Source organism: Aquimarina sp. EL_43 (assembly GCF_943422735.1).
GTDB classification, from domain to species: Bacteria; Bacteroidota; Bacteroidia; order Flavobacteriales; family Flavobacteriaceae; genus Aquimarina; species Aquimarina megaterium.
Map to the genome: position 1 here is coordinate 5,673,335 of NZ_CALSBR010000001.1, position 13,280 is coordinate 5,686,614.

The 13,280-nt window shown below is 32.1% G+C and carries 14 protein-coding genes; 9 read left to right on the forward strand and 5 right to left on the reverse strand.

Annotated elements, in window-relative coordinates; all coding sequences use genetic code 11:
• The first annotated feature begins 2 nt into the window (after positions 1-2).
• Positions 3-242: a CDGSH iron-sulfur domain-containing protein gene (locus NNL09_RS24155; RefSeq protein ID WP_025664048.1), complete on the forward strand. Its 240-nt coding sequence runs from the start codon at positions 3-5 to the stop codon at positions 240-242.
• A 76-nt stretch (positions 243-318) separates the two neighbouring features.
• Here the strand turns inward: NNL09_RS24155 and NNL09_RS24160 are convergent, their stop codons facing one another.
• From NNL09_RS24160 to NNL09_RS24170, 3 genes are read right to left on the reverse strand one after another with little or no spacing between them, the layout of a single operon-like run.
• Entirely contained in the window at positions 319-1,236 is a 918-nt protein-coding gene (locus NNL09_RS24160; RefSeq protein ID WP_196911447.1) for a redoxin family protein, read from the reverse strand.
• 4 nt (positions 1,237-1,240) lie between these two features.
• Positions 1,241-1,678: a MotA/TolQ/ExbB proton channel family protein gene (locus tag NNL09_RS24165; RefSeq protein WP_196911446.1), complete on the reverse strand. Its 438-nt coding sequence runs from the start codon at positions 1,676-1,678 to the stop codon at positions 1,241-1,243.
• A gap of 23 nt (positions 1,679-1,701) precedes the next feature.
• Complete coding sequence (locus NNL09_RS24170) at positions 1,702-3,141, reverse strand: hypothetical protein (RefSeq protein ID WP_196911445.1); 1,440 nt, start codon at positions 3,139-3,141, stop codon at positions 1,702-1,704.
• A gap of 216 nt (positions 3,142-3,357) precedes the next feature.
• Here NNL09_RS24170 and NNL09_RS24175 point away from each other — a divergent pair, with 216 nt between their 5' ends.
• Together NNL09_RS24175 and NNL09_RS24180 are read left to right on the forward strand one after the other, a co-directional pair.
• Positions 3,358-4,428 carry a sensor histidine kinase gene (locus NNL09_RS24175; protein WP_025664044.1) on the forward strand — a complete coding sequence of 357 codons (1,071 nt, stop codon included), beginning with the start codon at positions 3,358-3,360 and terminating at the stop codon, positions 4,426-4,428.
• Positions 4,425-5,135 (forward strand): LytTR family DNA-binding domain-containing protein, encoded by a 711-nt coding sequence (locus NNL09_RS24180; protein WP_196911444.1) that lies wholly within the window; start codon positions 4,425-4,427, stop codon positions 5,133-5,135. Before NNL09_RS24175 ends, NNL09_RS24180 begins: the two co-directional genes overlap by 4 nt.
• Positions 5,136-5,242: 107 nt before the next feature.
• Here NNL09_RS24180 and lpdA read toward each other — a convergent pair whose 3' ends face one another.
• Positions 5,243-6,649 (reverse strand): dihydrolipoyl dehydrogenase, encoded by a 1,407-nt coding sequence (lpdA, locus tag NNL09_RS24185; protein WP_196911443.1) that lies wholly within the window; start codon positions 6,647-6,649, stop codon positions 5,243-5,245.
• Positions 6,650-6,900: 251 nt separating this feature from the next.
• Between lpdA and NNL09_RS24190 the strand changes: the two genes are divergently transcribed.
• From NNL09_RS24190 to NNL09_RS24215, 6 genes are all read left to right on the forward strand, one after another.
• Positions 6,901-8,457 (forward strand): hypothetical protein, encoded by a 1,557-nt coding sequence (locus tag NNL09_RS24190; RefSeq protein WP_196911442.1) that lies wholly within the window; start codon positions 6,901-6,903, stop codon positions 8,455-8,457.
• 140 nt (positions 8,458-8,597) lie between these two features.
• Complete coding sequence (locus tag NNL09_RS24195; protein ID WP_025664040.1) at positions 8,598-10,037, forward strand: hypothetical protein; 1,440 nt, start codon at positions 8,598-8,600, stop codon at positions 10,035-10,037.
• Between the two features lie 194 nt (positions 10,038-10,231).
• A complete protein-coding gene (locus tag NNL09_RS24200; RefSeq protein WP_196911441.1) occupies positions 10,232-10,774 on the forward strand; it encodes a GNAT family N-acetyltransferase in 543 nt (180 codons plus the stop codon).
• Positions 10,775-10,790: 16 nt separating this feature from the next.
• Positions 10,791-11,324, forward strand: coding sequence for a hypothetical protein (locus NNL09_RS24205; RefSeq protein WP_196911440.1), 534 nt, complete (start codon positions 10,791-10,793; stop codon positions 11,322-11,324).
• A 52-nt stretch (positions 11,325-11,376) separates the two neighbouring features.
• The gene (gene lspA, locus NNL09_RS24210; protein WP_196911439.1) at positions 11,377-11,892 is read left to right on the forward strand and encodes a signal peptidase II; all 516 of its coding nucleotides are present in this window, start codon (positions 11,377-11,379) and stop codon (positions 11,890-11,892) included.
• Between the two features lie 2 nt (positions 11,893-11,894).
• Positions 11,895-12,500: a carboxymuconolactone decarboxylase family protein gene (locus tag NNL09_RS24215; protein ID WP_196911438.1), complete on the forward strand. Its 606-nt coding sequence runs from the start codon at positions 11,895-11,897 to the stop codon at positions 12,498-12,500.
• On the opposite strand, the gene NNL09_RS24220 is transcribed toward NNL09_RS24215, so the two are convergent.
• Positions 12,491-13,189, reverse strand: a complete 699-nt coding sequence (locus NNL09_RS24220) for a hypothetical protein (protein WP_025664035.1) — start codon at positions 13,187-13,189, stop codon at positions 12,491-12,493. The two genes, NNL09_RS24215 and NNL09_RS24220, sit on opposite strands and share 10 nt — an antisense overlap.
• Between the last annotated feature and the right edge of the window lie 91 nt (positions 13,190-13,280).

Below are 13,280 nucleotides of genomic sequence, written 5' to 3' on the forward strand. Positions count from 1 at the left end.
TTATGAAAAATAACATTAGAGGTGGTGATGCGCCAATCGCATGCCAATTAGAGGTTGACAAAAACTATGCTTGGTGTTCTTGTGGTCATAGTACAGATCAACCGTTTTGCAATGGTAATCATAAAAATACAGGAGGTTCTCCTCCTATCATTTTTTGTGTAGAAGAAACAAGAGAGGCTTATTTATGTACTTGTAAACAGACCAACGATCCTCCATATTGTGATGGATCACACAACAATTAAAAAAACTGTTTATTGATCATGACGAGGTAGCATTATAAAAGTGATTTGCTACCTCTATCATTAAGATCGATATATATTACTGTATCGTTTTTTGGTTTTGATTGAATGATTGTAATTTATTTTTATCCTTTAATGCTATTTTGGAGTATTCTAAGTCATTGCTTTGTTTAAAAGTTCCTTCAGGGTTAACAATGCAATGAAAAGGAATCTCTGAAAAATAAAACTTCTGCATTGTTTCTGGATCATTACCATTGGTGTTCAATTGGACTCCTTTTGGATTTTTATTGGTTATATATTTTAACCACCGCTTTGTATCTCGATCTATTGAAATATCAATAAATATAATACTCTCATCCTCTCCAAATTCATTTTTCATTTGTTCGAGTATCGGTTTTTCTGCTATACAAGGAGGGCACCATGTGGCCCAAAAAGTGATATATAATGTTTTTCCTCTATAACTATTTAAAGAAATTAAATTTCCTTCTGAATCAATATATTCTATATCTGGCACATAATTATCTGAGGTTGTACTAAAATCCCATAACTTCTGAGCATGTACTAAGTCTCCACCCTGTGTTACTTTAAATCCTTTTTGTAATAAAATCAGAGGTTGAGAAAGTAGAAAATAAGTAAACACAAAAATCAAAATAAAGGCAGAAGATACTTTATATAATTTTTTCACCTCTTTTCTTGAGACTATCAGTGTCAAAACTCCAATGATGATAAGTACTAATGCAAAAGGGAAATACAAAAATCTAAATGGTTTAAAAATCAAAAGTGACAAAAACAGAAAAGGAAGATACTGTATAGAAGTATTCTTATTTATCATTCCACTTACATAAAACCCTAATATGCATATCAAAATAGGCACCCATTTTAGTAGTGCAGGATTATAAATAGGGAGTATTTTGAGAAATAGAAAAAACAATGCAAATAATAGTATTGCGAAAGAAAGAATTCCCAAAAGAATTTTAAAAATTGATTTTTTGATCATAACTCTACTCTTTTTCTTTAGTTATCCATGTAAAAATAATTGTAGCAATTCTTGAAACTATGAAAACAAAAAAACCAAAGACTGCAGGAAGTGCAGATACTTTTAATCCACTTGCAAAAACATGAGTAGAGATTTCATCTATTATTTCGACTTTATCAAACATCCCTACAATACCTATTAACTGGCCTAATAATCCCCATACTAATGTTAAAAGCCCTATAGAATTGATTAGGTTAATATATTTCTCTGAAGGAATACCTTTTTGTATAACGACCCATATGTTTTTTATAATGATAAGCAATACGATCAGAAACAGAACAACTATCGGTATCATAAAAAACATTCCTCCCTCTTCTATTCTATCACCAAGGGATGTAAAGATCGATGAAGTTTCTTTTTGTAAAATAAACAGCTTTGCAATATTGAGCATTAAATTGGCCATTCTATAAAATCTATTTTAAAAAGTTATTTTTTGATAATTTCTATTTCTGGATACTCTTTTTGGATAAAAGTTTCTTTCATTTCTAACGATTGTCGTTTAACATATTTATTAAAAAAAGCAAGAATCAATTGATTAGTAATATAAGACATTCTATCTGGATCGATTTCTCCTGTTTCTGTAAGTGAATGGATTTTTGACCAATACCCCAGATCCCCAAAATTAGCATGACCTGTCGACTTTATTGTAACCAAGTAGTAATCATTTTTTGCAACTTGATCGTATACATAGAAGTTTGGAGTGAAAAATTTATCATAATCCCTGTCGGCATGCATCACCAGGAGTGGTGCTTTCAGCGTAGTATCGATTACTCTTCCAAATTGCGCTCCATCCATATTAATTACTCCTTTAATCTTTTTATTTACCGATGCATTTTGCACTACTGCTGCCCCACCCCATGAATGTCCCAATAATCCAACTTGATTCATATTCAATTTTTGATATAAAAAGTTACTCGAATCCTCGTTTAATATAGCCAATTGATCTACGACAAAGGAAATATCATTCGACCATCTATCAAGGCTTTCAAAATATGGTAAATATTGTATGAGTTCATAGGCTGCCTTATTGCCACGCTTATCTTTTGCATTGAGTGCTAAATCCATTTTTTCATGTACAAAACCAAAATCTACCTCTGTATTCATGTCGTCAATATTTTTTTGACTCCATTTGATTCGTTTTCCTTGATATTCTGAAAGAAAGGATTCATATGTATGATGTATCGCAAAAACCACATATCCCTGACTTACAATTTCCTCAATAATCGAAGTATACATTTCACTATTCCATAATAATCCATGGGATAAAATTATAATAGGTAACTGTTTATTTTTTATGATAGGAAGTGACTTTTGAGTATGAGTCTTTGTAAGATCAAAATGTGTAGCAATAATAGCAGGCATACCTTTACTTTCTACAAAAGCTTCTGCGTATCCATGATCCATATAACGTATCGGTTTTGTAATTTCATGGTCAGAAGGATAATATACATTTATTGTTAACTTTCTATAATCCCCTTTTTCTTTTGTAAGTGTTTCTTTTCGTGTTTTATCTTCAAGATATAATGACTCTAATCCCACTGAAAAAGTACCTGAAGGTTCTGGAAACTTAATCACAGGCATTATGATGCAAAGAACAATACTAATTAAGGTAATAATCAATCCTAAACTAACTAATGAAACCTTTGCTATTTTTTTAATGTTGGAAACATAGTATAATACAATACTTATCAAAAGTGTGGTATATCCTAAATACATCTGCCATCGAATTCCTTCGATTAGCCAATGAAGTACAAAAAAAACAATGCTAATGTAAAAAAGCCATTTTTTGATCTTTAAATATTGTGCAAAAAAACAGATTAAAAACCCTGTTAATGAAAGAAGTAAAAAAAGTTCTAAGATTCGCATTGATTCTTCTATTATTTATTTTGAATCAAAACTAACCACATTAGATTTACGTTATTGGGTATTTGCGACTAACTACCGAATTAGCTTTGTTTATACCTTAAATAGTATCAAAAATGTGGTAAACCTGTAAAAAACCATATCAATTTGGCTTTTTATCTCGTTAACAATGCTGTTTAAAAAAATATATTGATATTACACTCTATTTTTGTTTAGCCAATGATTTCTAAAGAGTTTGTATTAAAAATAATTGTAGAATTATTACTTCATATCATCTTTTGGATTGTAGTATTGGTTTGCTATACCTATTTCTTTGGGCATAATACAGACAACATAAGTTATGTTTTTTCTTTTTCGTTATTCTTAATGCCGGTAACCATTGGGACTACCTATACTGTAATTAACCATCTCATTCCAAAATACCTATTAAAAGAGAAGTATTTACTATTCTTATTATACTGCATATATACTATCATTATTTCTGCTTTTTTTATCACTATTTCATTCTTTTATGGATTGATTTTTTTATCATCCCTAAAATTAGAAGGCATGGCCCCTATGACCAGAAGTCCTTTTTTTCTGTTTATTGCGGTATATTTTGTAGTCTTTGTTGCCAGTGCTTTTAGTTTGGTACGACATAATTATAAATCAAACTCAGCAAACCGAGAACTGCAACATAAAGTCTTAGAGGCTCAGCTTAAACTTAAAGAACAAGAATTACATTATCTCAAAATGCAAATTCATCCTCATTTTTTATTCAATACGTTAAACACGATGTATGGATTTGCGCTAAAAAAATCTGAAGAAACTCCAGAAATGATCTTGAGGCTTTCGAACCTATTAGATTACCTCTTATATCAGGTAGATAAACCTTTGGTATCATTAAAACAAGAATTAGATCATATCAAAGACTATGTTACCTTAGAAAAAATGCGATTTAATGATACGCTGGAGGTAACTATGAATTTTGAAAATGTAGACGATTCTATTCACATTGCTCCTATGCTCTTAATTCCGTTTGTAGAAAATAGTTTTAAGCATGGCCAAATAAGGAATAAAAAACTATCTGTTTACATGAAATTAAGGTATATAAATAACATAGTACATTTTAGTATAAAAAATTCAATTTATAGCTCGTCTGAAAATGCCCCAGATGGTATTGGTTTGTCTAACATTAAAAAAAGGCTTTCCTCGTTGTATGCAGATCATCATGAGTTACTAATTTCTAAAGATGAGCAGTGGCATAGTGTCGAATTAAAACTAAACACTTCTAAAACAAAAAACCTATGAGCACCAAAATATCCTGTATCATAGTAGATGATGAACCCACAGCAAGAGAGATTATCTCCTCTCACCTGTCAAAAATTGATCGTATTGAGGTTATAGCGACATGTAGTAACGCTCTAGAAGCGTTTAATTGTATTAATACTCAAAAAGTAGATCTTATTTTTCTAGATATAAATATGCCTGAGATTTCGGGAATTTCTTTTGCGAAATCTATTAATAAGGATATCAAAATTATATTTACTACTGCCTATCGCGAATATGCTATTGATGGCTTTGATCTTCATGCAGTAGATTATTTATTAAAACCTATCGCTTATGAACGATTACTAAATGCCATACATAATTATTTTGAAGTCTATCATAAGACAGAATCATCAAAAACTATCGAAACCAGTTCGAATGAATTTATTTTTGTTCGATCAGATCGAAGAATGAAAAAAGTTGATTTTGCCGAAATTATTTATATCGAAAGTTATAGCGACTATGTAAAAATCCATTGTTCATCAAATACTATTGTCACAAGAGAAACAATAAGTACAATCGAATCCAAATTACCTCAGCAATATTTTATGCGAACCCATCGATCTTATATTATTGCTATTTCGAGAATAGATTCCTTTTCTAACGAAGAAATTATAGTTGGTAAAAAGTCTATCCCTATTAGCAGAAATTACAAAGCCGAAGTATTATCAAGATTAGAGAATATGTAAGTATAAATAACTACCTAAAAATTCTAAGCCTGTTAAAGATTATAAAAACTTCAACAGGCTTAGTTTTACATTAATGTATTATGTTTTTTTACTACTTCCTAATTTGATTAAGAGTGTAACGCTCTATTATCTGTGGCAGCAAGAGCTGCTTCTTTTACTGCTTCTGTAAACGTTGGGTGTGCATGAGACATACGAGAAATATCTTCGGCAGATGCTCTAAACTCCATTGCAGTAACTGCTTCTGCAATAAGATCTGCACAACGTGCTCCAATCATATGAACGCCCAATACCTCATCTGTTACTTCGTCTGCAAGTATTTTCACAAAACCATCAAGATCCCCACTAGCACGTGATCTACCTAATGCTCTAAAAGAAAACTGTCCTGATTTATATTTTACTCCAGCTTCTTTTAATTCTTCTTCCGTTTTACCTACCGCAGCTACTTCTGGCCAGGTATATACTACTCCTGGGATCAGATTGTAATCAATATGCGGTTTCTGTCCTGCTAGAGTTTCAGCAACAAAAACTCCTTCTTCTTCTGCTTTATGTGCCAGCATTGCTCCTTTTATTACATCACCTATCGCATAAATATTAGAAGCACTCGTTTGTAAATGATCATTAACCTCAACCTGTCCTCTATCATTAAGTTTTACTCCAGCAGCTTCTGCATTTAATCCATCGGTATAAGGTCTACGGCCAACAGATACCAAGCAGTAATCTCCTTTAAATTCTACCGGATTTCCTTTTTTATCATCTGCAGTTACCGTTACTTCATCTCCAGAAAGCGATACTCCTGTTACCTTATGAGAGGTATAAATTTTGGATTTCTGTTTTTTCATTACTTTCTGTAATTCTCTAGATAGTGCTTTATCCATTCCAGGAATAATTCGATCCATATATTCTATTACAGAAACTTCTGCTCCCAAACGACGATATACTTGCCCTAATTCTAATCCAATTACTCCACCCCCAATAATAATTAGGTGTTTTGGCACTTCTTTTAGTTTAAGTGCTTCTGTAGATGTAATTACTCTCTTTTTATCAATTTCGATAAATGGTAGTGTCGATGGTTTAGAACCAGTAGCAATTATCGTGTTTTTAGCTTCGATTATTTCTACAGTCCCATCTGTTTTTGTAATATTTATATGCGTAGCATCTTTAAATGATCCTACACCCTCAAAAACATCTATCTTATTTTTTTTCATCAAAAAACTAACTCCGTCACAAGTCTGATCTACCACAGTTTGTTTACGGGCAATCATCTTTTCTAGATTGATCTTTACATCACCAGGAATCTCGATCCCATGATCTGCAAAATGCTTTACAGCATGCTCATAATGGTGAGAAGAATCTAACAATGCCTTACTGGGAATACACCCTACATTAAGACAAGTTCCTCCAAGTGTTGAATATTTTTCGATTATTGCGGTTTTCATTCCCAGTTGTGCGCATCGAATAGCGGCCACATATCCACCAGGTCCAGAGCCAATTACGGCTACATCATATGTACTCATAATAGATTATTATGTTGTGCGTGTTAATTATGAACAACAAATGTACAAATGTTTTGCTTCTTACAGAAGCACTGATCTTGTCAAATTTTCATTATAAAGCAATATTAGGGCAATCAAAAAGTTATACTTTAATTCATAGTAAAGAATGAATTAATGAAAGAATGAGATCATGAAGCCATCAAAAAACAAAAATCTTTGCTAATTTGCAGCTTCGATACTTTATTTACTCTTAATGACCTTTTGATATAATTATGCGATATCTATCAACTCTTTTTTTGCTTGCTGTACTAGTTTTATGGAGCTCCTGCCGTAATGATTTTGAGTCAAATCCAAGTACAGGAAATTTGAATTTCTCGACAGACACCTTATTTCTAGATACCGTTTTTACCAATATAGGTTCTAGTACCTATAGTTTTAAAGTATATAATCGTACCAGCGATGATTTTACCATTCCTGCAATTGCGCTGGAGCGTGGTGAAAACTCTAATTACAGGCTTAATGTTGATGGTATCCCCGGAAAATCCTTTGAGAATATTCAGGTCTTAGCCAAGGATAGTATTTTTGTTTTTGTAGAAACAACAACAGATATCACTAATCAAACAGCAGATGTAGAGTTTTTATATACGGATCGAGTATTATTTGATACAGGAGGAAATCAACAGGATGTTGATCTGGTAACTCTAATAAAAGATGCCGTATTTTTGTTTCCTTCTCGGGATGCCATGACAGGTGAGACAGAAACGTTATTACTCGGTCTTGATAATGAAAATAATGAAATTAGAATTGAAGGTTTCTTTCTGGAAGATGATCAACTCAACTTCACCAACGAAAAACCTTATGTCGTTTATGGATATGCTGCTATACCTAGCGGAAAAACACTTACTATAGATGCAGGTGCAAGAATACACTTTCATACTAATTCTGGGATTATAGCTGCAAACGGTGCAACCCTTACCGTAAACGGTGAACTAAGTACAGATCCAGAGCTTCTTGAAAATGAAGTAATTTTTGAAAGTGATCGCTTAGAACCTGGTTTTAGTGATATCCCGGGGCAATGGGGAACTATCTGGCTTACTGCAGGAAGCACAGGTCATTCTATAAATCATGCAACCATAAAAAATGCAACAGTAGGAATACTAATGGACTCTAATGACGGAGGCTCAGATCCGACACTTACTATTAAAAATACCCAGATCTATAACAGTTCTAATGTAGGACTTCTGGCGCGTACAGGTAATGTACTGGGGGAAAACCTGGTAATTAATAATGCCGGGCAAGTATCTCTTAACTGTTCACTAGGCGGCACCTATAATTTTAACCACTGTACGTTTACAAATTATTCTAGTATCGGAACTGGATTTAGGGAGCTCCCAACAGTATTGATTGACAACAATTTACGAGTAAATGAAACCGATGTAGTTGTCGCAGATTTACTTGAAGCAAATTTTACAAACTGTATTATCTATGGAAATCAAGATCTAGAATTAATATTTAGTAAAATTGATGGCACAGCATTCAATTATAATTTCAAGAACTGCTTAATTAGGTTTAATGATTTTGGTGACCAGTTTGCCGGAAATCCTTTATACGATTTTACCAATACTGCTCTGTATGAAAATATTATTTTAAATGAAGAACCTGATTTTAAAACTCCGCTTGAAAACATGCTCGGTATTGGTGAAAATTCTGCTGCTAATGGTAAAGCTTCTATTCCTACCTCGGGAACCGATATTTTAGGAACTCTTCGCAGTACTACTGCTCCCGATATAGGTGCATATGAAAGTACAGCCTTTGAAGAAGAAAATTGATTTATAATATCATTCTTCATAGCATATGTCTACATCTAAAATAGAAAGAGGGCAAAAACCGTATTTTTACTTATAGGAAACAATTACGATAAAGGTTAGATTTGAAAAAGTAACTATTTACTAACTAACACTTTACACAAATGAAAACTAAATTTGCCAACCTTGCAAGTTCTTCACTAGTGGCTTGTCTTGTAATCTTTGTTATTGTTATTTCATGTAAAACAGACAAAAAAGAAAAAACAGATCAACAACCTGTTGCTTATGAAAATGTACAGGAAAAAAGTAACGATTGTAATTGCGAACCTGCATGGTTTCCTCATACTCAAACACCTCCTCCAGAAGAAGGCAAAGGAAGTCCATTTGATACCACTAGTACAACAAATTGTATTTTTCAGCAATGGTCCTGGCAAAAATTCTTGTGGTTAACCAAACCAGAAAACGGAAAAACTGTTTTCGAAAATAAGTTAATACAGGTTAGTGATTTAATGATTCCCGTAGAACCTCAATCAGGATTATCTTTAGTTCTTAAAGATATAGAACAAGCCGGTTCTGATGGAGTCTTAAAAACCAATTCTCAATTTAATTCGAGCATAAGTAAATCTGATACGGTTTACTACTCTATTCATATTAACGACACCTTAAAAGTTGCTGCCGATCATTTTAAAACTGCTATCCTGGATGGATCCATTCCTCATAATAATACCGAAACATTTCCTATAGGGTCATTAGAATTAAAAGTTTCGTGGGTAAAAACCAGTGCAATACCAACAGATAAGCTTTCGACATATTACCAAACCAAAGCAGCTATCTATGAAAATGGTGCATATGTTAAAAGTGATGTTGCTTTATTAGGAATGCATGTAGTTGGGGTTGTCATAAATCATCCAGAATTTATATGGGCAACTTTTGAACATAATGATATGGCCCCCTACTATGATTGGAGTACCAATATAGTATCTTCTACCGATGAAAAATTATTATATGGTAAAGGAAATACTTCATCTCTAGACGGAATTACATGGAGTGGCAATCAACCCAAAGAACCCAATAAAGCTTTTACACTTTTCGAATTTGGAGTTCCCAGAACGCAGGGTAACGGTTTTATGGAAACCAGCCAGAAAGAGCCGAAAAACTATGATAATATAAAAAACATCAATTCTTGTGTTGCTTCAAAGCTTAAAGATGTATGGAAAAACTATTTTTATAACGGAGGAATTTGGATCGATACCGATGGGCTACCTCCACAAAAACAAGCAGATACCATCCAAAAATTAGCAGGTAATATATCTCATGCTACAAAAGGATCTATTGCAAGAGGATCTTTAAATCTTTCTAACCTTACTATGGAAACCTATACACAGACTTTCCAGAGTGATGTACATGATATTAATGTAAATAACTTGGTCAATTGCTTTGTTTGCCATAACTCAGAGAATTTCAACGAAGATAAAGCTAAATCACCGTTATACTTAAGTCATATTTTTAATGCTTATCTGCAACATGGAGCAGGAAAAACACACGATGAAATTAACACATTAAAAATCAAAGAATTTAACGAACAGTTTATGAAAAAAGGGTAAAATTTCTATATTCAATCCAACCAAAACTGCTCGTGTTTGCTATTCTAAAACACGAGCAGTTTTCTATTTCATTACGTATTAAACTCGATTCATCCTAAGAATTCTCGAAACTTAAACAATAAAGGCAACAAATCATTACATTTGAATACATTTATAAAAACGAAAACTTATAATCTATTTTTCAGTCTATTACAATGAATTCATACATTTTTACCTCTCAGCGATTAGGTTTCCGTAATTGGACCCTCGATGATTTAGAAACATTAGCCGAAATCAATACTGACGATGATGTGATGGAGTTTTTTCCATTTAAGCCATCAAAAGAAGATACTAAAGCATTTATTATAAGAATGCAGGGAATGTACGCAGAAAAAGGGTTTTGTTATTTTGCTGTTGATCTGCTGGATAATGCCGAATGCATAGGGTTTATAGGTATGTGTGAACAAACTTATTTAGAAAAGCTAGGATCTTTTGTAGATATCGGTTGGCGACTCAAAAAAAGCATCTGGAACAAAGGATATGCTACCGAAGGTGCCAAAGCTTGTTTAGATTTTGGTTTTAATACTATTGGATTAGATAAAATCTACTCTGTAGCACCTGCAATTAACATAAAATCAGAGTTAATTATGAAAAAGATTGGGATGCAACAAATCGAAACCTTTGAACACCCAAAATTATTAGATAATGAACGATTGAAATGCTGTGTGTTGTATGAGAGAAAAAGGATACTAGAATAATTAAAAAACAATTATTATGTCAAAATTTAAAATTATAGCCATAGTATTAATTACTTTTCTATGTTTTACACGAATAGCCATAGCTCAAGAAGATGCAGTACACAAAAAAATTAATGCAGACATGTATGGTAATTTCTCTAAAGCATTTGAAACTTTAGATTATCACTTATTTGCTTCTATACACAGCAAAGAAATGATTCGAATTTCGGGAAATGGTGGTGAAATTAAAAAAGCAAATGCTTACTTAAAAGGTTATGAAAAACGATGGAGTGTTCCTTCCAAAAAACCTGCTCCAATTGATTTTAGATTATTTGAAAGAATCTACTCTGATTCCCTGGTTTCTGATAGAGGAATTTACAGAGTTACTTATATTGATGACAGTAATCAAACAAAACACTCCTATGGGCAGTTTCATGTTATATTAAAGATAGAAGATAAAAGCTGGAAAATATGGGTCGATTATGATTCTGATGAAAATAAAAGTATTAATAAAGATAGTTATGATGCCGCTTTTTCTATTTCTGAATATAAAAAATACTGGAAACACTAAGATAGTCTGAAGTTTCTATTACATTTGAAAAACACTTACTGCAATTATACACATGAAGATTACAAGAAAAATAAGAATCATACTCATTCTCTCTCTGGTCTTACTAAATATAAGTTGTGATCAGATTTCAAAAAATGTTGTTCGGCAAACGATCGAACCTTTTGAGCGTATAGAAGTTTTTAAGGATAGTTTTGTATTGACTAAAGTCGAAAATACTGGTGCTGCCTATAGTCTGGGATCAGATTTGGCTCCAATCTTAAAAATACTTTTATTACAAATTCTTCCAATACTGGTGTTATTACTATTATTAAGACAGATATTAATTAAGACAAATTATTCTAGAGAAACAATCATAGGTTTTGCTTTTATTATCGGTGGCGGAATCGGAAATCTTTTTGATCGTATTGTATATGGATCGGTAACTGATTTTTTGATTTTAGATTTAGGGATCATAAAAACCGAAATATTTAACCTTGCCGATGTTTCAATTTTTTTAGGTTCAATTTTAGTTTTAATTACTACTTTTTTTAATAAAAAAGAAACTATTTTTAAAGAAAAAATTCAATAACAATGAGTTGGATTAAAGAGATATCATATACCGATGCAACGGGTCAATTAAAAAAAATCTATAACCGTATTAAAGGCCCCGATAACAATGTAGATAATGTATTGTCTATACATAGTTTACGACCACATACTCTGGTAGGTCATATGGGTTTATATAAAAATGTATTACACAACTCTAATAATACATTGCCAAAATGGTACTTAGAAACTCTTGGTGTATATGTAAGTAGTCTTAATCAATGTAGCTATTGTGTAGATCATCACTCGGTTGGATTAAAACGACTATTGAATGATGATACCAGGTTTAAGGAAATTTTGTCCTGTTTATCCAAAGATGAATTGAAAAATCATTTTAAGTATCAATATTTGGCAGGGCTTCAATATGCTAAGAAGTTAACGTTATCACATCATACTATTACCGAATCAGATATTCATAATCTTAGAGATCAAAATTTATCTGATGGAGAGATTCTCGAAATCAACCAGGTAGTAAGCTATTTTAATTATGTAAATAGAACAGTAGTAGGTTTAGGAGTTAATACTGATGGAGATATTATTGGACTTTCACCCAATGATAGTGATGACGCCCAGAATTGGAGTCATTCCTGAATATTGTTACCTGTTTTAAGATCATAAGAATTGATAGTAGTATAATGTTTCCATTTCTTTTGAAATATAGAATCATTGTCGATATATCGTTTTCCTGATTCATAATAAATAAACTCATCTCTTCCTGTTAACTCGGGATCATTAGATATTATGCTGTAAAAATTAGCGTACTCTTCTTTTTCTTTCTGTAATGTGTTACGAAGAGAAATAAAAACATTTGACTCTGGATCAGATTTTTTCCAGATATCATATTCTGTCGCATTTGAAACATACCTAATAGTATGCAATAAACTATCCTTAATTTTTATATCCATACCATCGGTATAATATATTCCTTTGTTTGTATAATCTATATTTTTCATACAAAACCGATTCTTATTGTATGACAAAATCCCATGTTCACCAATGGGAGTAAGCCCATGTACTTTTCTTACTATAATAAAACCAAAATCTTTATCCGAAATTTTTTCTATTAGCAATATAGCCTTGTATACAGAATGATTATGTATTGTATCTCGAAAAAAAGCATATCCATCTACAAGATCATAACGCCCTTCTATACTTGGAATTTCACGAATATTTAAGGTGTCTTCCTTTTTTTCAACACGTTCAACCTCCTGTTCTAAGTTTTCTTTTTTTACACTTTCTTCAGATGGTTTGGACGTTAACTTACTACAGCCAGATAACATAAGTAGTACACAAAATAAAATTTGGACATGACGTATATACATGATAATTCTATAAGTAAAAGTTTTATGATAACAATATAATCAAAAAGTG